The following is a 23,564-nucleotide window of genomic DNA, read 5'->3' as shown; positions in this document are numbered from 1 at the left end:
GAACCGATGGGCGCCCATCTTCCCGGCATCACGACGAGGATCGGGTCATGAGCGAACGACTGGACTATGCCAAGGCCGCGCCCGAGGGCGTGAAGCCGCTTGGGGCACTGCACCACTACCTGTCGCACTGCAGCCTGCCGGCGCAGCTGGTCGACCTCGTCTACCTTCGCGTCTCGCAGATCAACGGGTGCGCCTATTGCATCGACCTGCACACGCGCGACCTGCTGAAGCTGGGCGTGGCCGCCGACAAGATCACCCTGGTGCCCGTCTGGCGCGAGGCGCTGGCCCTGTTCGACGCACGCGAGCAGGCCGCGCTGGCCTGGGCCGAGACGGTGACCCTGGTCGCCCGGACCCAGGTTCCCGACGCCGACTATGAAGCGGCCCGCGCCGTGTTCGGCGACCGCGAACTGGCCGACCTGACCATCGCCATCGCGGCCATGAACGCGTTCAACCGCCTCGGCGTGTCGTTCCGCAAGACACCGATGGCCGTGACCAAGGCACGGGCCGGAAGCCGGGACGCCGCCTGAATCGACAGCTTCGCGCAGGAGGGATGACCTGTGCGCGCCGCCATGGCATCAATCTGCCCAACCAATCGGCAGGACGCCCAGGGGAGAATGGCCATGAAGACGCGCATCACCGAACTGTTCGGCATCGAGCATCCGATCATCCAGGGCGGCATGCATTTCGTCGGATTGGCCGAGCTTGCCTCGGCCGTCTCCAACGCCGGCGGGCTTGGCATCATCACCGGCCTGACGCAGCCGACGCCGGAAAAGCTGGCCAAGGAGATCGCCCGCTGCCGCGACATGACGGACAAGCCGTTCGGCGTGAACCTGACCTTCCTCCCCGGCTTCTCCAACCCGCCCTACCCTGAGTACATCCAGGCGATCATCGAGGGCGGGGTGAAGGCGGTGGAGACGGCCGGCCGCAGCCCGGAAGCCTATATGCCCGCGCTGAAGGCCGGCGGGATCAAGGTCATCCACAAGTGCACGTCCGTCCGCCATTCGCTGAAGGCCGAGAAGATCGGCTGCGACGCGGTCAGCGTCGACGGCTTCGAATGCGGTGGCCATCCGGGCGAGGATGACGTGCCCAACATGATCCTGCTGCCCCGCGCGCAGGAGGCGCTTTCCGTGCCCTTCGTCGCCTCGGGCGGCATGGCGGACGGGCGTTCGCTGGTCGCGGCCCTGGCGCTGGGGGCCGAGGGGATGAACATGGGCACCCGCTTCATGGCGACCAAGGAAGCGCCGATCCACGACAACGTGAAGCAGGCCCTGGTCAAGGCCAGCGAACTCGACACCCGCCTCATCATGCGGCCCCTGCGCAATACCGAGCGCGTCCTGACCAACGATGCGGTCGAGAAGATCGTCGCGATCGAGAAGACGGCGGGGCAGAGCGTCACCATCGACGACATCAAGGAACTGGTCGGCGGCGTCTATCCGAAGATCATGCAGAACGGCGACATGGACGCCGGCGCCTGGTCCTGCGGCATGGTGGCGGGCCTGATCCACGACGTGCCGACGGTCAAGGAACTGATCGACCGCATCATGGCGGAAGCCGAGAGCCTGATCCGCAAGCGCCTCGAAGGTTTCCTGGCGGCTTGAGGATCCCGCTCCACCACAACCACCTCATCCTGAGGTGCGGAGCGAAGCGGAGCCTCGAAGGATGGACCACCAGCGCTGGCGGCCCATCCTTCGAGACAGCGGCTGCGCCGCTTCCTCAGGATGAGGTTGGTTCGGTGGCTACTCCGCCGCATCCAGGTCGGCGCCTGACCGCAGCAGGGCTGCCTCCTTCCGCATGTTGGCGATGGCGCGGTCGTTGAGCGGGCGGAAGCGGTCGGTCAGGAAGATCTGGCCGTGCGCCGCCGTCGGCTCCAGGAAGCGCTCGGGCCGGCCGGCGCGGTAGCCCGCCTCGCCAAAGACCGGCACGTATTCGCGCATCACGCCCAGTGCATAGCGGCGATAGACCGGCCAGTCCTGCCCCAGGATCGCCATGTCCAGGTCGAGCAGCAGGTCGGTGTCGGCATCCCCCGTCGCCTGGTGTCGCTGGGTCGCCAGGATCATGGCCGCCGCCTTGTCCAGCACGGCGGGCGCCAGGTGCCCGTCCAGTACCGCGCGCATCAGGGCGGCACTGCGTTCCTCGTTGTCGGCGCGCGACGCGTCATAGACGACGTCGTGAAAGACCGTGGCCAGTTCCGCCGTATCGGGCTCGCGAAAGTCGGCGCGCACCGCGTCCAGTCCGTCGAGCATCGCCACGATATGGCCGGCGTCGTGATAGTGCCGCGTCGCCGCGCCATAGCCGTCGCCCAGGCTCCGCTCGGCCGCGGCCGCGACCCGTTCCGGCAGGGCCAGCCGCCGGGCCAGGCTGCGCCAGCGGGCCACAAGGCGGTTGGCCGCGTCGCTCACCCCTGGCCGGTCCCTGGCTCGGCCATGTGGGCCTTGAACGCCTCCGCATGATCGGGGTGCCAGCGCGACAGGGCCGGCCGGTTGCGGATCAGGTCATCGGCCGTCCAGCGCACGCGCTTCTCGTCCATGTCCCGGGTCACGTCGTTGTCGGGGCACAGGATGTAGAAGTCGCCGCGGCCAAGGCTGGCCAGCATGAAGTCGATGACCTGCTCCGGCGTCCATGCGGCCGCCGGCTTCGCGCCTCCGCGCGACGTCATGCCCGTATGGGTCCAGCCCGGGACCAGCAGATGCGCGCTGAGGCGGGCGCCCGGTTCGTTGCGCAACTCATGCGCCAGCGTCTCGGTGAACGCCTTCACGCCCGCCTTGGACAGGTTGTAGGCGGAATTGCCGGGCGGCAGGGTGATGCCCTGCTTCGAGCCCGTGTTGACCACGAGGCCAGGCCGGCCCCGCGCCAGCATGCCGGGGACGAAGGCCTGCACGCCGTTGATCACGCCCCACAGGTTCGTCGCCAGCAGGGCGCGCCAGCCGTCGCCGTTCTCCCACGAGCGGCCAGGATTGCGGCCGCTGCCGGCATTGTTCATCAGGATGCCGACGTCGTTGAACGCCCCTTCCACCTGCGACTGCAGGGCAAGGACCTGGTTCATGTCCGACATGTCGGTCGCAATCGGCAGGACCTGGGCCCCGCCGACGGCGACGGCCCGGGCGGCGGCACTGGCCTCGTCCAGTCTTTCCCCCGCCAGGTCGGCCATCACGACGTGCAGGCCACGGCCCGCGAAACGCTCTGCCGCTGCCCGGCCAATGCCGCTGGCGGCCCCGGTAATGACAGCGACGCGGCCAGGCTCAAGGGCCGGAAGCGTGTCGGGTGCGGGCATGCTCTCTCTCCTGCTGCTGCGGTCTCAGGCCCAGCCGCCATGGGGCAGGCGCAGGCCGGCGCTGGGCCAGTCCATCGCAACCAGGCGGCCCGCCCCCGACAACGTGACATAGGCGGTCCGCATATCCGCCCCCCCGAAGCACAGGTTGGTGGTGAAGGGATCGCCGGTGGCCACGTGCCTGATGCTGGACCCGTCGGGCGCAAAGGACGTGATGCCGCCGTTGAACAGCGTCGCAACATGGACAGTTCCCGCCGCATCGACGGCCAGCGAATCGAAGAACACGGGGCCGGCGCCCGCCCCCACGAACCGACCCGGGATCAGCGGATGGCTGGACGCGACGACCCCCGGTCCCGTCACGTCGAAGGCGAACAGGCGCGCTGTCGGCGTCTCGGCCACATAGAGCGTCTTCCCGTCCGGCGACAGGCCCACGCCATTGGGCAGCAGCATGGGATAGACCACCTGGCGCGCACCCGTGCCATCCGCCTTCGCGTACCAGACCACGCCGCGGTCGAGCGCGCGGCCCCGCCCCTTGCCCATGTCGCTGAAATAGAAGCCGCCCTGGTCGTCGAAGACCAGGTCGTTGGGGCCGTTCAGGGCAACCCCGTCGATGCGGTCCAGCACCCGCTCGACCTTGCCCGTCGCCAGGTTCACGCGCTCGATCCGGCCGCCGCCGCCATCGGCCGGCGGATCGGGCGGCAGCATGAAGCTGCCGTCCGGATGGGTCGCCGCGCCGCCATTGTTGCAGATGTAGCAGGCACCATCCGGCCCCATCGCAGCGCCATTGGGACCGCCGCCCAGCTGCGCCACCGTCTCCGTCCGCCCCTCACCCCAGACGCGCGTCAGGCGGCCGGCCTGGATCTCCACGACCAGCACGCTGCCATCCGGCAGCGCCACCGGTCCTTCGGGAAAGGCCAGGCCCGAGGCCAGTTCCCTCATGCGCTCTGCCTCAGGCCCAGGGCGCCGGCGGTCGCGGACGAGGTGCCGCTGCGCTCCAGCTCGTGGTCCTTCTCTGTCGCGAAATGGCTGAACCGGCCATAGGGCTCGACCACGGGAAGTTCCGCCGGCATGGGCAGGTGCTTCTTGCGTGCCAGGGCCTTCTCCACGAAAGGGGCCAGGCGCTCGGCCTTCTGCCGCTCGCGCAGGTCCTCCTTCTCCACGAACTCAGGCATCACCTCGCGGGCGAACAGTTCCAGCGAGCGGCAATTGCGCTCGTGGTCCAGGCGCCCCGCCTGGTGCATCAGCAGGACCTGGTCGACGCCCGCGTCCTGCAGCGCGCGGATATGGCGGCGGATATGATCCGGCGTGCCGATGGCGTTGGTCGGGCTGTCGCCCATATGGGGATAGGTATCCTTCAGGGCCATGAAGTCGCCCCAGGCATCGCCGCGGCCCGGCACCACCTTGCCGTCCAGGTAGTACTTGCCGATGGTGTAGCCAAAGAACTTCAGATGCTCGCCATGTTCCTCGGCGCGCGCCTGGTCGGTGTCGCAGTGCATCATCGCCATGACGGCGATGTTGGCGTTCACGGCATGGCCGATGGGGACGCAATCCTCCGCAATCGTACGGTAGTACTGGTCGACCATGATCCTGGCCTGGGTCCCGCCGACGACGTTGAAGCCCAGGCAGCCCATGCCATGGCTGGCCGCGACGTCCGGCTTGCCCGCGACCCAAAGCGGCGGATGCGGCCGCTGATAGGGCTTCGGCACGATGTTGCGGCACGGCATGGAGAAGAATTCGCCCTGGAATCCGGGATAGGGCGTCATTGCCATCATGTTGCAGGTCTGCTCCAGCGCCTCCAGATAGGCGCGGCGCTTGCTGGGCGCATCGACGCCGAACCCCTCCAGCTCCATGCGGGAGGAGCTTTCGCCGGTGCCGAACTCCACCCGCCCGCCGGAAATGTGGTCCAGCGTGGCGATCCGCTCGGCCACATGGGCGGGATGGTTGAAGCCGGGCGGCATGCACACGATACCGTGCCCGATGCGGATCTGACGGGTCCGGGCGGCGGCGGCCGCCAGCCAGACCTCGGGCGCGGAGGACAGGGCGTGGTCGTCCAGGAAATGGTGCTCCACGCCCCACATGTGCTGGATGCCCAGCCGGTCGGCCAGCTCGACATGCTCCAGCGCCTCGCGAAAGGCCCGCTGCTCCGCCCCCTCGTCATGCGGTGTCGGCAGCTGGATCTCGTAGAACACCCCGAACTTCATGGCGCTTCCTCCGCTTCTGTCGTTGGTCCGGCCTTTGCGGCGCGTGACCTGCCCTCTTGCGGGGCCGAAGCAAAGCCTAATCCCGATTTGCCATGGGGACCACCGCGGGGACCACCTCCACCTCCGGCCAGCGGCCTCGCGCGCTGGCGACCGCCGCATCCCAATGGATCGACAGCACGCGCGCCGGGTTCGGCCGCATGCGCATCGCAAAGACGTCCTCCAGGCCGAACGGCGCCGCCACGCTGATCGTATCGTCGGCCTCCAGCCGCACGGCGACGGTGTGGACCGCAGCCACGAAGCGGGTCAGCGACTGGTCCGTGCTCGACAGCGGCGCATAGGGCTCGCCGAACCGCTCCGGGAACCACAGGTGCACGCGCGCCTGGTTGCGCACCTCGATCCGCGCGCGCAATTCCGGCGGCGCCAGGGCGGCGACGCGGCGGATCTCAACGTCCTCCGCGTCCCAGGACAAATCGCGGCCATCGAAGTAGGACAGGTCGAAGTCCTTGATCCCATAGTCCAGCGACCGGCCGGTCCGCGCGTTCCAGACGGTCTGCCACACGGCGCCCGAGACAAGGCGCCAATCGGGCAATGCCGCCGCGCGGGCTATGCCCAGCACCTCCATCAGCAATGGGCTGCTGCGCAGGATCGCGCACAGCTCCCGTTGCTGATCCTGCAACGTTGATTGAACCTGTCCCGGGCTCATGAAGGACTCGCAAAGGCCGGGCACGCCGCCCACTCTCTGGCGTGCAGGATTTCCCCTGCGCCGCCAAGAGCAGACCGCCCATGCAGCCAGCCCGCCGCCTTCCCACTTTGTTCGTCTCCCATGGCGGGGGCCCCTGTTTCGACATGACGTGGCCCGCCCCCATCCAGGCGGAGTTCGATCACCTGCGCGCCTACCTGCGTTCGGTCGAGAAGCACGTCGGCGGCAAGCCCAAGGCGATCCTGCTGATCTCCGCCCATTGGGAGGAGGAGGTGGTGACGCTCAATGTCGGGCCGGCACCGGGCATGCTGTTCGACTATTACGGTTTTCCCGATCACACCTACCACCTGTCCTACCCCGCACCTGGCGCACCGGACCTGGGCGCCCGCGTCCAGGCGCTGCTGGAAGGGGCTGGGATCGCCGTTAAGGTCGATCGGGAGCGCGGCTATGACCATGGCGTGTTCGTGCCCCTGATGCAGATGTTCCCTGACGCGGACGTGCCGATCCTTCAGATGTCGCTGCGGGCCGACATGCATGCGAAGTTCCACATCCGCCTGGGTCAGGTGCTGCGCGTCCTGCGGGACGAGGGCGTCCTGATCGTCGGCAGCGGCAATTCCTTTCACAACCTGGCGGCGCTGCGCGGCCCGAATGCCGCGGCGGACGAGGCGGCCGGCAGCTTTGACAAGTGGCTGCGGACGGCCGCCTACAACGACGCGCATCACCGCGACGAATACCTGGAGATCTGGGCGACCGCTCCCGGCGCCCGCCTGTGCCATCCGCGCGAAGAGCACCTGATGCCGCTGATGGTCGTCGCCGGGGCCGCCTTCGACGATCCCTGCACCCGCGACTATTCCGGCCGGATGATGGGCAAGCCCATCTCGGGCTTCCAGTTCGGCTGATGCGGCGCCTGGCCTGGGCCATCGCGCTATCGCTCCTGCCCTTCGCAGCGGGGGCGGAAGTACAGCGGGACGGGACTTTCCTGGCGGAGCGGACGTGTCCGGCGCCGCGCGCCATCCGCGACGGCGCCAATCCGGGGCAGGTCCAGGTCCGCGCCGGTCAGGCCTACGCCCTGCGCGGCCAGAACCGGGACCGGCCCACCCACTACCTGGTGGAGGTCCCGGGCGCGGAGCCGACCCGCCGCTGGGTCGAGGTCGAGTGCGGCCGGCTCGCGGAGAATGCCGAGGCGGCCCCGCTTCCGCGGCCCACGACGTCGGAGGACTACGTCCTGGCGGTGACCTGGCATCCGGCCTTCTGTGAGACGAAGCCGGGCCTGCCCGAATGTGCCGCCCTGGACGGGGCCGACTTCGCCGCATCCCACTTCGTCCTGCACGGCCTTTGGCCGCAGGACGCGGAGTATTGCGGCGTGCCCGCAGGCCAGGAGCGGCTGAGCCGGGACCGCGCGTGGCAGCGCCTGCCGCCGCTCGACCTGCCGGCCGATGTGCAGCGCGACCTGGCGCAGGCCATGCCGGGCAGCCGCTCGGCCCTGGACCGCCATGAATGGGTCAAGCATGGCACCTGTTCCGGCCTCGCCCCCGGCGCCTATTACCGCGTCAGCCTTGCCCTGCTGCGCCAGCTCAACGCGGCGACCCCACGCGACCTGTTCGAGGACAGCCTGGGCGAGCGGCTGCGCGCCGAGCAGATTCGCGGCGCCTTCGACCAAGCCTTTGGCGCCGGCGCCGGCCAGCGGGTGACGGTCGAGTGCTCCGACGGGCCGGACCGCCTGATCGTCGAGCTGCGTATCGCGCTGGCCGGACCGCTTGGCCCCGACAGCTCCCTCGGCCCCCTGATCCGCGCGGGCAAGACCCGTCCCCGCGGCTGTCCCGTTGGCCGCGTGGATGGCGCCGACTGACGCCGCGTCAGGTCATCCGAGGCGTTGCAACCGGCGCCGCTTCGTGGCTTCTCTCAGGCCAAGGTCAGGGAGACGCCACTTATGTCCGATCTCGAAACATTCCGCGCCGAAACCGGCGCCTGGCTGGACGCCAACTGCCCGCCCGAGATGCGCACGCCGCTGCGGGGGGAGGACAACATCACCTGGGGCGGCCGCAACTGGGTCTTCCGCTCCGAGGCCGAGAAGGTCTGGCTGGAGCGCATGGCGGCCAAGGGCTGGACCGTGCCCGAATGGCCTAAGGAATATGGCGGCGCCGGCCTTTCCCGCGACGAGGCCAAGGTCCTGCGCGAGGAGATGGCCAAGCGCAAGTGCCGGGCCCCGGTCGAGAGCTTCGGCATCTGGATGCTGGGGCCGGCCCTGCTGAAGTACGGCAGCCACGAGCAGAAGCTGGAACACCTGCCCCGCATCGCGCGGGGCGAGATTCGCTGGTGCCAGGGCTATTCCGAGCCGGGCGCCGGTTCCGACCTTGCCAACCTGCAGACGCGGGCCGAGGACAAGGGCGACCATTGGCTGGTCAACGGCTCCAAGATCTGGACCTCCTACGCCGACAAGGCGGACTGGATCTTCTGCCTGGTGCGCACGAACAAGGACGCCTCCAAGCACGAGGGGATCTCGTTCCTGCTGTTCGACATGGCGAGCGAGGGCGTCTCGACGGCCCCGATCAAGCTGATCTCCGGCAACTCGCCGTTCTGCCAGACCTTCTTCAGCGACGTGAAGGTGCCCAAGGGCAACCTGGTCGGCACGCTGAACAAGGGCTGGGACATCGCCAAGTACCTGCTGACGCACGAGCGCGACACGATCGGCGGCGGCTCCGGCGGCATGTTCGTCAGCCGGCCGCTGGGCCAAGTCGCGGCCGACACCGTCGGATCGAAGGATGGCGAGCTGGCCGATCCGCTGCTGCGGGCCCGCATCGCCGAGTTGGAGGTCGACGCCTGGTCCTTCGCCCTGGCCGTCGAGCGGGGCCGCGACCTGGCCAAGGCGGGCCAGGGCCTGGGCGCCTATTCCTCGGTCCTCAAGTACTACGGGGCCGAGATCAACAAGCGCTCGCTGGAACTTGCGATGGACGCGCAGGGCGCCGATGGCCTGGAATGGGAGAGCGAACGCTCGAACGGCGGACAGCTGCCCCGCGCCTGGCTGCGCAGCAAGGCCAACTCGATCGAGGGCGGCACGAACGAGGTGCAGCTCAACATCATCTCCAAGCGCATCCTGGCCCTTCCCGGCGCCTGATCGCGCGGACGGCACACTCAGACAACCCAGGCGGACCAGCCAGGTCGCGTCCCGCCCCCACCCTGCCCTCCCCCATCCTGCGGACGGGGGAGGGTTCCAACGGCGCTCCGTCCCCCGTCGCTCTGCGATGGGGCAGGGCCGGGGTGGGGGCGGCGGACCGGCAGCTCCGCTGTGACAGACATCCGAAAGTCATTCCCATGCCCCTGGTCCTGACCGAAGAACAGGCGATGCTGCGCGATGCGGCACGCGGCTTCCTGAGCGAGCACGCGCCGATCGCCCATTTCCGCAAGCTGCGCGATGCCAAGGATCCCCTTGGCTTCTCCCGCGACCTCTGGCGCTCGATGGGCGAGATGGGCTGGGCCGGCGTGCTCGTGCCCGAAGCCTTTGGCGGCTCCGGTCTCGGCTATGTCGAGGCGGGCGTCATCCTGGAGGAGGCGGGCCGCACGCTGACGCCCTCGCCCCTCCTCTCGACCGCGGTCGTCGCCGCGACCCTGCTGAACCGCTTCGGCTCTGACGCGCAGAAGCAGAAGTACCTGCCCGGCATCGCCAAGGGCGAGGCGGTCCTGGCCCTGGCCGTGGACGAGGCGCCCAAGCACAAGCCCGAGGCCGTAGCCCTGACCGCCACGCGGTCCGGCAACGGCTTTCGCCTGTCAGGCACAAAGGTGCTGGTTCTGGACGGTGCGGCGGCGGACACGCTGATCGTGGCCGCCCGCACCGCCGGCAGCGCGGGCGAGACGGACGGCGTCACCCTGTTCCTCGTCGATGGCGCAGCCAAGGGCCTAGCCCGCGACGCGACCGTGCTCGTCGACTATCGCAACGCCGCGCGCCTGACCCTGGACAATGTCGAGGTCGATGCCGACGCCGTGCTTGGCACCCTGGACCAGGGCTTTGGCGCACTGGCGGTGGGCCTCGATGCCGGCCGCGCGGGCCTCGCCGCGGAGCTTGTGGGCTCCGCTTCGCAGACCTTCGACCTGACCGTCGACTATCTGAAGGAGCGCAAGCAGTTCGGGCGCACCATCGGCGAGTTCCAAGCCCTGCAACATCGCGCCAGCCACCTGTTCACCGAGCTCGAACTGGCGCGCGCCGCCAGCCTGAAGGCGCTGCAGACGCTCGATGCCAAGCCGGACGGGGCCGGCCCCATCGTCTCGCTGGCCAAGGCCAAGGCAGGTTCGGTCGCCAAGCTGGCCAGCCAGGAAGGCGTGCAGATGTTCGGCGGCATGGGCATGACGGACGACGTCGATGTCGGCCTGTTCATGAAGCGCATCCGCGTCGCCCAGGAGGTCTTCGGCGATCCCGCCTTCCACGCCGACCGCATCGCCCGCCTGCGCGGGTATTGACGCAGCCAGGTGGCGCGGACGGGCAGGCATTCTTCGGGACGGCTCTTCAAGCCTCCTCAGGATGACGAACGTTGGGAATTACTCAGCAATGCCAACGTCGTCTTGCTGAGGAGGCCGAATGCCTCCTCGGACCATCCGGTGCGTCGCCTGAGCCGATCGCGCACCGGGGCTCCGCAGTTTGGAAGCGGTTATAATCCTATGCATTCCGCGCCTTCCCTCTGGCGGCGACAGTCGCTAGGTTGGCGCCGATTTCGATAAGGTTCGCGACCAGGGGAAACGCCATGAATTTCGAGTTCTCGTCCGACCAGGTCCTGCTGCGGGAGCAGGCCCGCAAGTTCCTGGGCGAGAAATCCTCTCCCAAGGACGTGCGCCGCGTGCTCGATGGTCCGGACACGCATGACGCCGCGCTGTGGAAGGCCGTCGCCGAGATGGGCTGGGCCGGCACGGCGATCCCCGAAGAGTTCGGCGGCCTGGGCCTTGGCTACCTGGAACTGTGCGTGATCGCCGAGGAACTGGGCCGGGCCAATGCCGCCATTCCGTTCTCGTCCACCGTCTACCTGGCAGCCGAGGCGATCCTGGCCGGCGGCACGGATGCGCAGAAGCAGAAGTACCTGCCCAAGATCGCCGAGGGCGCGCTGATCGGCGCGCTGGCCTGGGCCGAGGGTCCGGCCGGCAGCGGGCCGAAGGCGATCAAGACCCGCGCCAGCGGCGGCACGATCTCCGGCACCAAGCTGCCCGTGGTGGATGGCGAGGCGGCGGACTTCGCCGTGGTCGTTGCCCGCACCTCTGACGAGGGCGAGCGCGGCATCAGCCTGTTCCTGGTCGACCTGAACGGCCCCGGCGTCACCCGGACCCGCGTCGCCAGCGTCGATCCCACGCGCAAGCAGGCGCAGATCGACTTCAACAATGCGCCGGCCGAGCCCCTGGGCAAGACGGGCGAGGGCTGGTCGCTGCTGACCCAGGTCCTGGACCGCGCGGCCGTGCTCGTCGCGTTCGAGCAGCTGGGCGGCGCCACCCGCGCGCTGGAGATGGGCTGCGACTATGCCCAGGGCCGCTATGCCTTCGGCCGGCCGATCGCCTCGTTCCAGGCGATCAAGCACATGCTGGCCGACATGTATGTGTCCCAGGAACTGGCCCGCTCAAACGCCTATTACGGCGCCTGGGCGCTGTCGACCAATGCGCCCGAACTGCCGGAGGCGGCGGCAACCGCGCGTGTCGCGGCGACGCAGGCCTTCCAGCATTGCGCCAAGAACAACATCCAGGTCCATGGCGGCATGGGCTTCACCTGGGAGTTCGACTGCCACCTGTACTATCGCCGTTCGAACCTGCTGGCGCTGACGCTGGGCAGCCTGTCACGCTGGAAGGACATCCTGGTCGACCGACTGGAAGCCCGCAACGCCGCCTGATCGCAACGCAACGGACAAAGGAAACTTCCATGAATTTCGAGGATACCCCCCAGGAAGCAGCCTTCCGTGCGGAAGTCCGCGCCTGGATCGACGCCAATGCGCCCAAGCACCTGGAGCCGGCCCTGAAGAAAGCGGGCTTCGGCCATGTCGACCTGGAAGGGATCGACGTGATGCAGGCGGCGAAGGACTGGCAGGCCAAGAAGGCCGACGCCGGCTGGGCCTGCCTGCACTGGCCCAAGGAATATGGCGGCCGTGGCGCCACCCCGATCGAGCGGGTGATCTGGCAGCAGGAGGAAGGCGTCTACTCGACGCTGGGCGGCACCTTCATCATCGGCCAGGGCATGTGCGGCCCCACCATGATGGCCTATGCCACCGAGGAGCAGAAGCGCCGCTACCTTCCCCCCCTGGCCCGGGGTGAGGAGGTCTGGTGCCAGCTGTTCTCGGAGCCCGCTGGCGGGTCCGACCTGGCCGGCCTGCGCACGCGCGCGGAGCGTGATGGCGACGACTGGGTCATCAACGGGCAGAAGATCTGGACGTCCGGCGCGCACTATTCGGACTACGGCATCCTGGTCACCCGCAGCGACCCGAATGTGCCCAAGCACCAGGGCCTGACCTTCTTCTTCCTCTCGATGAAGACGCCTGGAGTCACCATCAAGCCGATCAAGCAGGTCAACGGCCAGTCCGGCTTCAACGAGGTCTTCTTCGACAACGTGCGCATTCCCGACAGCCAGCGCCTGGGCAAGGTGGGCGAAGGCTGGAAGGTGTCGCTGACCACGCTGATGAACGAGCGCCTGGCGATCGGCGGCACGATGCCGACCGGCTTCCCGGAGATGTTCGAGCTGGCCCGCGAGCTGGAGCTGGAGGACGGCCCCGCGATCCGCGACAAGGCGGTGCGCAACAACCTGGCCGACTGGCACGTCAAGACGAACGGCCTGAAGTACACGGCCGCACGCATGATCTCCGCCCTGTCCCGTGGCGAGACGCCGGGGCCCGAGGCCTCGATCGGCAAGCTGGTCGCCGGCGCCCTGATGCAGGACATCGCGACCTATGCGATCGACCTGCAGGACCATGCCGGCGCCCTGGTCGACCCCAAGCTGGCAGCGGCAAACGCCCGCTTCCAGGCGATGCTGCTGCGCTCGCCCGCGACCCGCATCGAGGGTGGCACGGACGAGATCCTGCGCAACATCATCGCCGAGCGCGTCCTGGGCCTGCCCGCCGACATGCGGGCCGACAAGGACCTGCCGTTCAACAAGATCCCGACCGGCCGCGGCTGATCGGGCAGCACCCCAAAGAGAAAGGCCCCGGACGCAGGTCCGGGGCCTTTTTTGTTGCGTTCGATCCCCTCCCCCGCGCGAGCGCGGGGGAGGGAGATGGCCTCAATGCATGCGGATGATCGCGGCCTCCTCCGGCGAGAGCGGCTTGCGCTTGCCCGGCAACAGGTACTCGATCACGCCGATCAGGGCCGGCAACAGTGTCACTGCGCCGATCATGTTCACCAGGAACATGAAGGTCAGCAGCATGCCCATGTCCGCCTGGAACTTGAGCGCCGAGAAGCTCCAGGTCGAGACGCCCACCGCCAGGGTGAAGCCCGTGAACATGGTGGCGGAGCCCACGTCCTGCAGGCACTGCAGATAGGCCTCGTAAGGGTTCTTGCCCGCCCGCATGTAGCGCTGGATGCGGTTGTACTCATAGATGCCGTAGTCGACGCCGATGCCAACCGCAATGGCCAGCACGGGCAGCGTCGCGACCTTCAGCCCGATGCCCATCAAGGTCAGGAACATGTTGCCGATGATCGTGGAGAGGATCAGCGGCAGCACGCAGCACAGCGACCCGCGCCATTCCCGGTAGGTCATCAGGACCAGGGCAATCACCACGCCGTAGACATAAAGCAGCATCGGCAGCTCGGATGCCTTCACAACCTGGTTGGTGGCCGCCATGACGCCGACATTGCCCGACGCCAGGCGCACCACAATCGCCTCCTGCTTGGTCGAGGGCAGATTCAGGTACTCGGCAGCCTTGGTTACGGCAGGCGGCGCGTCGCGCAGCTCCCCGAAATAGGCCAGGGCCGCATTCAGCGGGTGGACGTTGACGAAGCTGCGATCGCCCTCCTCGATGCTTGGCCGGACGGCCCGGAAATAGTCACGCACCAGGCTGGCGATGTGGGCCCGCTTGGCCACGTCCGAGGCACCGGTGACCTTGGCGATGTCGGCGGCCACATCCTCGGGCAGGTTCTCGGTCTGGGTCCGGGTGAACGGCAGGATGTTCTGCCAGAGCTGGGGCTGGATCGTGTCGCTGCCCGCCGCCTTGCTGATCCCGTCCAGGTATTCGATCGCGGTGTCCAGCGGCGGGCGGTCGGCCGGCGCCTTCTGCATCGCCTCCTTCAGTTCGGCCGACAGCCAGCCCGACGGCAGGCCAAAGCGCTCCAGTGCCTCGCGATTGCCGGCCTGGAACTCCTGCACGGCGACCAGGACCATGGCCTGCCGGGCATAGTGCATGACGACCTGCTTGTCGGCGGCCGTCGTGTCGGGCATGGCCGCGACCAGGTCGGCCAGCGACTTGTGCAGGCCACGCTCGGTCCGGAACTCCTCGACCGCATCGATCACGCGATTGATCGTCTCGGCCCGGTGATCCCGCGTGAACAGCAGCAGCGGCATGACCGAACACTGCGGGTTCAGCGTGTTGGTGGATGAGCCGATCGGCTGGATGTACTGCGAGATGACGTCCGAATTGCGCGGCAGGGCCCGCCATTTCAGGTTGCCCTCGCGCCACAGGGTGCCGACCTGCTTGCCCAGGAAGGGCAGGCCGATGGCCGACTGCACGCCCTCCACATTGGCCATGGTCCACTGGAACTGGTCCAGCGTGCGCATGATCGTGTAGTCGACGCAGGCATCCTGCGGCGTCTCGACCACCACCGTCAGCAGGTCGACGCCCACGTTGAAATGCTCGACGATGAACTTGGCGTCGATGTTGTAGCGGCTGTCGGGGCGCAGTTCCGCCGCGCCGTCGTCCACGTCGCCGATCTGCAGGTTGCGGCTGACCAGCGTACCGACAATGCCCAGGATCAGGCACCCGGTCACCATGATGAAGGCCGGCCGCGGTTTGGCGATCTGGGCGATATAGGGCCAGTACTTCTCGCGCGATGCCATGGCCTCGCGCACACGACGCGCATATTCGCCGGTCGGCGCAATGTAGGAGACCAGCAGCGGCAACATCAGAAGGTTCGAGACAACCTTCAGCGCGACACCGATCGAGGCGGTAATCGCCAGTTCCTGGATCATCCCGATCGGAATGATGTACAGCGTCGCAAAGCCCGCGAACGTCGTCAGCAGCGCGATGGAGCCTGGCAGGAACAGGAAGGTGAAGGTATCGCGCGCAGCCTGTTCCTTGGTCTTGCCGCCGGCAATCTCGGCGCTGATCATGTTGACCTGTTGGACGCCGTGGCTGACGCCAATGGCGAAGACCAGGAACGGCACGAGGATCGCCAGCGGATCCAGGCCAAAGCCCAGCACGTGCAGCAGTCCGAACTGCCAGCCCAGCGAACACAGCGACGCCGTCAGCGTGACCAGCGTCAGCAGCCAGGACCGGCAATACAGCCACAGCATGAAGACGGTCAGGACGAAGGCCAGCGCGAAGAACATCACGACGCCACGCGCGCCGTCCGCGATGTCGCCCATCAGCTTGGCAAAGCCGATGATGCGGACGGTGACGTTCTCGCTCTCGTACTTGTCGCGCAGGTTCGCCTCGAGCTGCTCCGCGACCTTGAAATAGTCGAGGCGCTGGCGGGTCTGCGGGTCGATGTCCTGAAGCTCGGCCGTCATCATCGAGGCGGAGAAGTCGTTCGCAACCAGGCGCCCGACCAGGCCCGCCTTCAGCACGTTGGTCCGCGCCAGTTCCAGCCCCGCCTCGTCCAGGCGGAAGTCGGCGGGGATCACGTCGCCGGCACGGATGCCTTCCTCCGTGATCTCGAAGAAACGGGTATTCGCGGTCCAGAGGGAGGTCACCGTGCCGCGCGCAACACCCGGAATGAAGAACAGATCGTCGGTCGCCGCCTTCAGCGTCTTCAGATAGTCCGTGGTGAAGATGTTGCCGTTCTTGGCCTCCAGTACCACCAGGACCCGGTTCGCCCCCGCGAACTGGTCCTGATACTGAAGGAACGTGTCGATATAGTCATGGCCGATCGGCAGCTGCTTGGTGAAGCCGGCATCCAGGCGCAGATGCGAGGCCGACCAGAACGCCACGATCGTGATTCCGAACAGCAGGGCCAGGATGACGGCCCTGAATCGGAACACGAAATTCTCTACCGCCTGCATGCGATGCGATCCCCCCTGACGCACCCGCCGCCGATTCCGGCATGCAGGCGCGGTTTCCTCTGGTTGCAGCTTAAGCGGGACGCGCGTCCCGGTCCATCGACGGCCGCGCGCTTTCGTCGCCCGACACGCGATTCAAGGCCTCAGCCCGGCTGGACGGCCTTGATGCCCAGCATCATGGGCATGGTGGGCTGGCCGGGCGGGCGCTCGAAATAATAGCCGTCGGCCGTCGCCACCATGTCCGACCATGCCGGCCAGGCGCATTGCGGGTATTCCTCGAAGCCCACGATGGTCAGGCCCGCCTTCAGCAGGGCCTGCACCAGTTCGGCCGTCGTCCACAGGTGGATCTGCGCCGCGTGGCTGGGCGTGTAGCTGGGCTCGGCATAGTCGGCCGCGCGGTCGGCGATCGGCTCGGCGTGGAAATAATCGAATGGCAGGACCAGGCCGCCCTGTGCCGACAGTTCCAGCAGGGTACCCACCGGGTGGCCCTCCAGCAGGTAAAGGAAGCCGCCCGGCTTCAGGTGGCGGGCGACCGTACCGGCCCAGGCCTCCAGGTCGGAGAGCCAGATCAGCGCCCCGTGCGAGGCAAAGACCCGGTCGAACCGGGTGCCGAGGTTGAGGCGCGTCACGTCGGCAATGACGAAGTCGGCGCGGTCGAACAGGCCGGCGCGACGGGCCAGGGACTGCGCCTCGGCCACGGCCACGGCCGAGATGTCGACGCCCAGCACGCGCGCGGCCCCGGCCCGCGCCCAGCTCAGCGTGTCCAGCCCGAAATGACACTGCAGGTGCAGGATGCTCAGGCCGCCCACCGGCCCCATGCCGGCATGCTCGATCGGCCCCAGGCTGTCGCGCCCGGCCAGGAAGGCGTCGACGTCATAGAAGCGGCTGGCGACGTGGATCGGCGTGATCTCGTCCCAATGGCGCCGGTTGGCCTCATGAGTCGGGGGCAGGACCATCGCCGTGGGTCCGTTCAGGCCTTGCGCCAGTAGACGCCGGCCCAGTCGATCGGGACCAGCGGCGCGGTGATGTCCCGGCCCGCTCGGAAGTCGGTGATCGCCTGGGCACAGCCCTTGACCGCGCCATAGTCGTCGACGATGACGAAGCCGCCGGGCGAAACGCGGTCATAAAGCGCATGGAGCGCCGTCATCGTGGACGAATACATGTCGCCGTCCAGGCGCAGCACCGCCAGGCGGTCGATGGGGGCCGAGGCCAGCGTGTCCTCGAACCAGCCCTTCAGGAAGCGCACCCGATCGTCCAGCAGCCCATAGCGCCGGAAATTCGCCTGCACCTCCTCCAGCCCGACGCGCAGCGCATCCATCTCGTGGTGGCGGTCGCCCCGGTCGGCCGCGGCGCCGCCCACTTCCGGCGGCGGCAGGCCTTCGAACGAGTCGGCAAGCCACACCTCGCGGTCGCTCACGCCATAGGCCTGCAGCACGCCCCGCATGAAGATGCAGGCACCGCCGCGCCAGACGCCCGTCTCGATCAGGTGGCCGGGAATGCCCTCGGCCAGGACGGTCTCGATGGCCATCCTCAGGTTGTCCAGCCGGGCCCAGCCGATCATGGAATCGCCGCGCGCCGGCCAGTCCTGGCCAACCGCGCGGCGGGCCTGGCGTGCCGCGAGGTCGCCGGGATTGTAGTCCTTGACCAGCTCGATCCCGCGCGTCCGCAGCAGGCGCGCGGCAAGCCGGACCAGACCGCGCCGCCAGGCCTTCTTGTCGCGGCTGTAGTCATAGGGCGACGCATTGGCCAGCGGCCGGTCCAGCCACAGCGAGTCGGTCAGCGTGCGCTTCAGCAGGTCCAGGTAGCGATCGGCCAGCGTGCCCGGCGCCGCCGCCTGGAACGGTCCGATGGCGCTGCCCGCCGGTTGCGCGAAGTGTTCGTTTGGGATGGCTGCCCCCGCTTCTGTCCCAGGCGGTAACCTACTGTGACCACCGCCGGGGGCCAAGGGGCACCGCGGTCGCGGACGGCCATGCGCCCGCGACCGCAGCCGCTTCGTCAGCCCTGCTGACGGTTCAGCAGGCGCAGGCGCAGGGCGTTCAGCTTGATGAAGCCGGACGCGTCGCGCTGGTCATAGACGGTGTCTTCCTCGAACGTCACATGGGCCTGGCTGTAGAGCGACTTGGGGCTCTTGCGCCCCGCCACCGTGACCGAGCCCTTGTAGAGCTTGAGGCGCACGGTGCCGGTGACGTTCTTCTGGCTTTCGTCGATCGCGGCCTGGAGCATCCGGCGCTCTGGCGAGAACCAGAAGCCGTTGTAGATCAGCTCGGCATAGCGCGGCGCCAGCTCGTCCTTCAGGTGCATCGCCCCGCGGTCCAGCGTGATCGATTCGATGCCGCGATGCGCCCAGTAGAGGATCGTCCCGCCCGGCGTCTCGTACGCGCCACGCGACTTCATGCCGACGAAGCGGTTCTCGACCAGGTCCAGCCGGCCGACGCCATTGGCCCCGCCCAGGTCGTTGAGCCGGGCCAGCAGGCTGGCCGGGCTCAAGCGCTCGCCGTCGACGGCGACAGCATCGCCCTCCTCGAACTCGATCTCGACATAGGTCGGGCGGTCGGGTGCCGCCTCGGGCGAGACGCTGCGGCTGTAAACGTATTCCGGCGGCTCTTCCCAGGGATCCTCCAGCACCTTGCCCTCGGCCGAGCTGTGCAGCAGGTTGGCGTCAATCGAGAACGGCGCCTCGCCCCGCTTGTCCTTGGCGATGGGGATCTGGTGCTCTTCGGCGAACGCGATCAGCCGCGTGCGCGAGCCGAGGTCCCATTCGCGCCAGGGCGCGATCACCTTGATGCCGGGTTCGAGCGCGTAGTAGCTCAGCTCGAAACGGACCTGGTCATTGCCCTTGCCGGTCGAGCCGTGGGCGACCGCGTCGGCACCGAACTGGCGCGCGACCTCGATCTGCCGCTTGGCGATCAGCGGCCGCGCGATCGAGGTGCCGAGCAGGTAGCAGCCCTCGTACAGCGCATTGGCGCGGAACATCGGGAAGACGAAGTCGCGCACGAATTCCTCGCGCACGTCGTCGATCACGATCTCGCTGGCGCCCATCATCTCGGCCTTGCGGCGCGCGGGCTCCAGTTCCTCGCCCTGGCCCAGGTCCGCCGTATAGGTGACCACCTCGCAGCCATAGGTGACCTTGAGCCATTTCAGGATGACCGACGTATCCAGTCCGCCTGAATAGGCCAGCACCACGCGCTTGACCTCGCCGGCCATGTGCCCTCGCCTGTCTTCAGAAATGCGGGCGCCGTTCGAACGCGCTGCCCGGGAAGCGGCGCAGTATAGGCAGCGCCGCCCGCGCGACAACCCCCAGACCGCTCGGATGCCCCGCTCAGGCGGCGCAGGAGGCGATCAGCGGCGCCAGGCTGGGCGCGTGGCCCAGGTGCAGCACCATGTCCGCCGCGGCACCGGCGGCATTGCCGCCGATCAGGGGCGTCGCCAGGCTCATGAACTTGGCGTGCAGGCGCGCCTGCTCCTGCGCCAAGTCGCGCTCGGGAATGCCCGCGTCATGCCCGGCCCGTTCCACGCGGCCACCGGGCAGGTGAAGGTCGACCGTCGCCGCCAGGCCGCCCAGGGCCGTCCCGTCCTGTCCCGTCTCGGCCACGACGCTGACGCGCCGCCGCAGCAGCGCCACGCGGGGATCGCCGACGGCGTCATCGGCGAACGTGTCCAGGGCCGCGGTGTCGATGCCCAGCAGGGCCGCCGCCGTGACATGGCCCACGCTGAACTTGGCCTCCAGGCCCGTGCGCGGCTCCGGGATCACGCACATCTTGAGTGCTGCGGCGGGAAGCGCGATGCGGATCGCGTCTGCCTGCACCGCCAGTTCCGGTCCCACGCGCTGGCGCAGCGTGCGCGCCGCCTCGATCGCGGCGTGGGTGCCGTAGCACGAGGCATGGAACTTGAAGAGGACGTCGCGCAGGTGGAACACGCCATCCGCCACGACGGTATCGGCCGCATCGGCCCGGCCATGGTGGGTCGTGGCGAAGCCCTGGGCGCATTCGATGGCGTCCGTGCGCGCAGTAAACCCGCGAGCGGCCAGGCGGGCAGCGCGCAGCCCCATTTCGGCCGCATGGCCGGCATGAAGCGGCTTGCACATCGTGCCGAACATGCTTTTCAGCCCGCTGGCCGTGGTGGCGACGATGCCGAAGGCGTGCGCCGCCTGGTCATCGTCCAGCTTCAGCAGACGCGCGGCCGCAGCAGCGGCGCCAAAGGCGCCCAACGTGCCGGTCGCGTGAAAGCCCGCCTCGTAATGCCCGGCACCGACAATGCCGCCCATCCGGCAGATCACCTCCACCCCGGCGACGAAGGCGGCAACCACCTCGACGCCCGAGGCGCGGCATTCCTCACCAAGGGCCAGGACGACGGGTGCCACGGCAACGGTTGGATGGCCCAGTGCGGCCGAGATCACGTCGTCATAGTCGAGGGCGTGGCCCGCCGTGCCGTTGACAAGCGCTGCCTTGGCCACGGGCAGGCGCAGGGGCGCCCCGATCACGGCTGCCTCGGGCACACCGCCCTCGGCCGCGATCTCGTCGCGCAGGATACGGGCTAGCGGCTCGCCGCTGCCGGCAAGCGTCACGCCCATCCAGTCGAGCAGGCAGTGCTGCGCCCGCGCCACCACGTCACCGGGCAGCGCCTCCGCCCCCAGGTTGCGGGCGAAGGCCGCAAGCTGGAGCGCCAGGGGGACGGCACTCACGACACGGCCTCCGCGGCAACGTCCAGCCGATAGCCGTCGCCGTCGGCCACGATGTGGCCCGCGGTGGGACCGGCAAAATGAGTGCCCAGGACCAGGATCGGCCGCCCCTCCTGCTCCTTCAGGAAGCGGCGGCGCGTTTCCACCGCCCGGGGCGCGTCGCTGCAGAAATGTGTGCAGTGTTCGGGTTCGGCAATCTGGAGCGGGTGGTGGATCATGTCGCCGGTGATGACCGCCTCCGCCCCCTGCGAGCGGATGCGGATGCTGACATGGCCCGGCGTATGGCCGGGCGTCGCCTCCAGCTCAAGCTCAGGCGTGGGGCGGAAGCCAGGCTCGACCAGGTCGTGCAGGCCTGCCGCCACGATGGGCGCCACGCTGTCGCCGAAGACGTCGCCATGGTGCACGTCCGGCGTCACCGCCCAGTGCTCGTATTCCTCGCGCGCGAAGAGGTAGCGGGCATTGGGGAAGGTCGGTACCCATTGCCCGTCGACCAGGCGGGTGTTCCAGCCGACATGATCGACGTGCATGTGCGTGCACAGGACGATGTCGATCGTCTCCGGCGGAATGCCTGCGTCCGTCAGCGCCTCCAGGAAACCTGTCTTCAGGTTCTCGAACACGCCGCCCAGGCGCGGCTTGTCATTGCCGACGCAGGTATCGACGATCACGCGGCGACCGGCCGATTCCACGATGAAGGCGTGGAACGACAGGAGGATGGACCCCTCGGCATCGGCGAAGTGGGGGACCATCCAGGGATGGCGCTGGACGTCGGGCGCCCTCGCCTTTGCGAACAGCGCGCCCGGCTCGATCAGCCAAGGCTCGAACTCCATAACGCGGGTGACCGTCACGTCGCCGATGCGCCAGGTCATGAACTCCGCCATTGCTCCTCCCGCGTGTTGTTTTTGTTCAATATTCCTCACGCCGCCCGGACTGCGCTCTTTGCTTCGGCGCGGATCAGGTCGGCGGCCTTCTCGCCGATCATGATTGAGGGTGCATTGGTGTTGCCCGAGGTGATCGTGGGCATGATCGAGGCATCGGCCACGCGCAAGCCCGCAAGACCCCGCACCTTCAGCGCCGGATCGACCACGGCCATCGCGTCGATCCCCATCCTGGCCGTGCCGACCGGGTGGTACATCGAGGTCGCCAGCCGCCGGACAAAGCCCAGGATCTCGGCATCCGACTGGATCGCGGGACCGGGCAGTTCCTCGGCCAGGATGCGGCGGCTGAACGGCTCGGCCGCGAAGATGCGACGGATCCAGCGCACCCCCGCGATCAGGGCTTGGCGATCCGCCTCCGCGTCCAGGTAGTTGGCGAAGAGGACGGGCGTATCCTTCGGGTCCGCCGAGCGCAGTTCCACGCGGCCGCGCGACTGCGGCCGCAAATGGCAGACCGAGGCGGTCACCTGGGGATGGTCGCCGATCTCGATGGCGCCCCTGGCCGTCAGTTCGAAATTGACCGGCCGGAAGTTGATCTGCAGGTCCGGGTGGCTCGCCCCCGGCAGGCCGGACACGAACGCGCAGGCCTGGCTGGCCCCCATGGTCAGGTAGCCCTTGCCCCGCGCCAGGTAGTTGGCGCCGTGCAGGTATTTCCGCGCGCTGCGCAGTTCGCGGTTGATCGAACTGTCCGCCGTCACATGCGCGACGACATGGACATAGAGGTGATCCTGCAGGTTGCGCCCCACCCCGGGCAGGTCAAGCACGACGGGGATGCCGCGGCGCGCCAGGTCCTGGCCCGGCCCGATGCCGGACAGCATCAGGATCTGTGGCGTGTTCAGGGCGCCGGCCGACAGCACGACTTCGGCATTCGCGCGGGCGGTGCGGACCTGGCCGTCCTTCTCGTACTCGATGCCGACGGCCCGGCCCTGCTCGACCAGGATGCGGCGGGTCAGGGCGCCGGTCTCGATCTTCAGATTGGGGCGGCGGCGCACCGGGGCCAGGAACGCCTCGTAGCTGGAATGGCGCTGGCCCTTGTTGATCGTGAACTGCAGGAAGCCGATGCCGTCATGGGCATCCCCGTTCAGGTCCAGGTTGCGCGCCAGGCCGATGTTCACCCCGGATTCCACGAAGTCGCGGGAAGAGGCATGGCGGAAGACGGGATCGCTGACCGACAGTTCCCCTGCGGCGCCGTGATGCTCGGTCGCCCCCGTCTCGCGCCGTTCCGAGCGCTTGTAGAGCGGCAGGACATCGGCCCAGGACCAGCCGGTGCAGCCCATCTGGCGCCAGTCGTCGAAGTCCTGCGCATGGCCCCGGACATAGGCCATGCCGTTGATCGCACTGGACCCGCCCAGCGTCTTGCCGCGTGGCCAGTAGATCTTGCGATTGTCCAGGTGCGGCTCTGGCTCGGTGAAATAGCCCCAGTTCACCGGGCCGGGCAGGAACAGGCGGGCCATGCCCGCCGGCACCTTGATCCAGAAGTCCTTCGGCTCTGGCCCCGCCTCCAGCACCAGGACGCGCGTGGCGGGGTCCTCGCTCAGGCGGCTGGCGACCACGCACCCCGCCGAGCCGGCGCCGACGACGATGTAGTCGAAGGTTTCGGCGGTCATGACCGATAGACCC

General features: G+C 68.5%; 20 protein-coding genes. 8 read left to right on the top strand and 12 right to left on the bottom strand.

The features are described 5' to 3' along the window. Positions 1 to 47 precede the first annotated feature (47 nt). Both ACI6GS_RS11770 and ACI6GS_RS11765 read left to right on the top strand, forming a co-directional pair. Complete coding sequence (locus ACI6GS_RS11770; RefSeq protein ID WP_439813638.1) at positions 48 to 527, top strand: carboxymuconolactone decarboxylase family protein; 480 nt, start codon at positions 48 to 50, stop codon at positions 525 to 527. 93 nt (positions 528 to 620) lie between these two features. Then, entirely contained in the window at positions 621 to 1,598 is a 978-nt protein-coding gene (locus ACI6GS_RS11765; RefSeq protein WP_439813637.1) for an NAD(P)H-dependent flavin oxidoreductase, read from the top strand. Between the two features lie 138 nt (positions 1,599 to 1,736). Here the strand turns inward: ACI6GS_RS11765 and ACI6GS_RS11760 are convergent, their stop codons facing one another. The 5 genes from ACI6GS_RS11760 to ACI6GS_RS11740 all read right to left on the bottom strand — a co-directional run bounded on the left by ACI6GS_RS11760 (position 1,737) and on the right by ACI6GS_RS11740 (position 6,145). Beyond that, positions 1,737 to 2,399 carry an HD domain-containing protein gene (locus ACI6GS_RS11760; RefSeq protein ID WP_439813636.1) on the bottom strand — a complete coding sequence of 221 codons (663 nt, stop codon included), beginning with the start codon at positions 2,397 to 2,399 and terminating at the stop codon, positions 1,737 to 1,739. Then, a complete protein-coding gene (locus tag ACI6GS_RS11755) occupies positions 2,396 to 3,271 on the bottom strand; it encodes an SDR family NAD(P)-dependent oxidoreductase (protein WP_439813635.1) in 876 nt (291 codons plus the stop codon). The genes ACI6GS_RS11760 and ACI6GS_RS11755 overlap by 4 nt, the downstream gene beginning before the upstream one ends. Positions 3,272 to 3,295: 24 nt before the next feature. Next, entirely contained in the window at positions 3,296 to 4,207 is a 912-nt protein-coding gene (locus ACI6GS_RS11750; protein ID WP_439813634.1) for an SMP-30/gluconolactonase/LRE family protein, read from the bottom strand. Beyond that, the gene (locus ACI6GS_RS11745; RefSeq protein WP_439813633.1) at positions 4,204 to 5,469 is read right to left on the bottom strand and encodes an LLM class flavin-dependent oxidoreductase; all 1,266 of its coding nucleotides are present in this window, start codon (positions 5,467 to 5,469) and stop codon (positions 4,204 to 4,206) included. The genes ACI6GS_RS11750 and ACI6GS_RS11745 overlap by 4 nt, the downstream gene beginning before the upstream one ends. Before the next feature lie 76 nt (positions 5,470 to 5,545). After that, the gene (locus ACI6GS_RS11740; RefSeq protein WP_439813632.1) at positions 5,546 to 6,145 is read right to left on the bottom strand and encodes a nucleotidyltransferase family protein; all 600 of its coding nucleotides are present in this window, start codon (positions 6,143 to 6,145) and stop codon (positions 5,546 to 5,548) included. A gap of 170 nt (positions 6,146 to 6,315) precedes the next feature. On the opposite strand from ACI6GS_RS11740, the gene ACI6GS_RS11735 reads away from it, so the two are divergent. From ACI6GS_RS11735 to ACI6GS_RS11710, 6 genes are all read left to right on the top strand, one after another. Continuing rightward, complete coding sequence (locus ACI6GS_RS11735) at positions 6,316 to 7,068, top strand: DODA-type extradiol aromatic ring-opening family dioxygenase (protein ID WP_439813631.1); 753 nt, start codon at positions 6,316 to 6,318, stop codon at positions 7,066 to 7,068. Next, entirely contained in the window at positions 7,068 to 8,018 is a 951-nt protein-coding gene (locus ACI6GS_RS11730; RefSeq protein ID WP_439813630.1) for a ribonuclease T2 family protein, read from the top strand. The genes ACI6GS_RS11735 and ACI6GS_RS11730 overlap by 1 nt, the downstream gene beginning before the upstream one ends. A gap of 81 nt (positions 8,019 to 8,099) precedes the next feature. Continuing rightward, on the top strand, positions 8,100 to 9,284 hold the full coding sequence (locus tag ACI6GS_RS11725; protein ID WP_439813629.1) for an acyl-CoA dehydrogenase family protein: 1,185 nt from the start codon (positions 8,100 to 8,102) through the stop codon (positions 9,282 to 9,284). 197 nt (positions 9,285 to 9,481) lie between these two features. After that, a complete protein-coding gene (locus ACI6GS_RS11720; RefSeq protein ID WP_439813628.1) occupies positions 9,482 to 10,621 on the top strand; it encodes an acyl-CoA dehydrogenase family protein in 1,140 nt (379 codons plus the stop codon). A gap of 281 nt (positions 10,622 to 10,902) precedes the next feature. Then, positions 10,903 to 12,027 (top strand): acyl-CoA dehydrogenase family protein, encoded by a 1,125-nt coding sequence (locus ACI6GS_RS11715; protein WP_439813627.1) that lies wholly within the window; start codon positions 10,903 to 10,905, stop codon positions 12,025 to 12,027. 29 nt (positions 12,028 to 12,056) lie between these two features. Then, positions 12,057 to 13,301 carry an acyl-CoA dehydrogenase gene (locus tag ACI6GS_RS11710; protein ID WP_439813626.1) on the top strand — a complete coding sequence of 415 codons (1,245 nt, stop codon included), beginning with the start codon at positions 12,057 to 12,059 and terminating at the stop codon, positions 13,299 to 13,301. Between the two features lie 102 nt (positions 13,302 to 13,403). On the opposite strand, the gene ACI6GS_RS11705 is transcribed toward ACI6GS_RS11710, so the two are convergent. The 7 genes from ACI6GS_RS11705 to ACI6GS_RS11675 all read right to left on the bottom strand — a co-directional run bounded on the left by ACI6GS_RS11705 (position 13,404) and on the right by ACI6GS_RS11675 (position 23,551). Then, positions 13,404 to 16,316 carry an efflux RND transporter permease subunit gene (locus ACI6GS_RS11705; protein WP_439813625.1) on the bottom strand — a complete coding sequence of 971 codons (2,913 nt, stop codon included), beginning with the start codon at positions 16,314 to 16,316 and terminating at the stop codon, positions 13,404 to 13,406. 161 nt (positions 16,317 to 16,477) lie between these two features. Continuing rightward, positions 16,478 to 17,290 carry a class I SAM-dependent methyltransferase gene (locus ACI6GS_RS11700; protein ID WP_439813624.1) on the bottom strand — a complete coding sequence of 271 codons (813 nt, stop codon included), beginning with the start codon at positions 17,288 to 17,290 and terminating at the stop codon, positions 16,478 to 16,480. Positions 17,291 to 17,304: 14 nt separating this feature from the next. Then, positions 17,305 to 18,279: a TylF/MycF family methyltransferase gene (locus ACI6GS_RS11695; RefSeq protein ID WP_439813623.1), complete on the bottom strand. Its 975-nt coding sequence runs from the start codon at positions 18,277 to 18,279 to the stop codon at positions 17,305 to 17,307. A 50-nt stretch (positions 18,280 to 18,329) separates the two neighbouring features. Then, a complete protein-coding gene (locus tag ACI6GS_RS11690) occupies positions 18,330 to 19,538 on the bottom strand; it encodes an argininosuccinate synthase (RefSeq protein WP_439813622.1) in 1,209 nt (402 codons plus the stop codon). Positions 19,539 to 19,653: 115 nt separating this feature from the next. After that, positions 19,654 to 21,015, bottom strand: a complete 1,362-nt coding sequence (locus tag ACI6GS_RS11685; protein WP_439813621.1) for an MmgE/PrpD family protein — start codon at positions 21,013 to 21,015, stop codon at positions 19,654 to 19,656. Further along, positions 21,012 to 21,890, bottom strand: a complete 879-nt coding sequence (locus ACI6GS_RS11680) for an MBL fold metallo-hydrolase (RefSeq protein ID WP_439813620.1) — start codon at positions 21,888 to 21,890, stop codon at positions 21,012 to 21,014. The genes ACI6GS_RS11685 and ACI6GS_RS11680 overlap by 4 nt, the downstream gene beginning before the upstream one ends. A gap of 35 nt (positions 21,891 to 21,925) precedes the next feature. Further along, complete coding sequence (locus ACI6GS_RS11675) at positions 21,926 to 23,551, bottom strand: GMC family oxidoreductase (RefSeq protein WP_439813619.1); 1,626 nt, start codon at positions 23,549 to 23,551, stop codon at positions 21,926 to 21,928. Between the last annotated feature and the right edge of the window lie 13 nt (positions 23,552 to 23,564).

This window comes from Zavarzinia sp. CC-PAN008 (assembly GCF_051903925.1).
Classification (GTDB): domain Bacteria; phylum Pseudomonadota; class Alphaproteobacteria; order Zavarziniales; family Zavarziniaceae.
The sequence above is the reverse complement of the archived record's forward strand: the minus strand, read 5'-3'. Positions and strand labels throughout refer to the sequence as shown.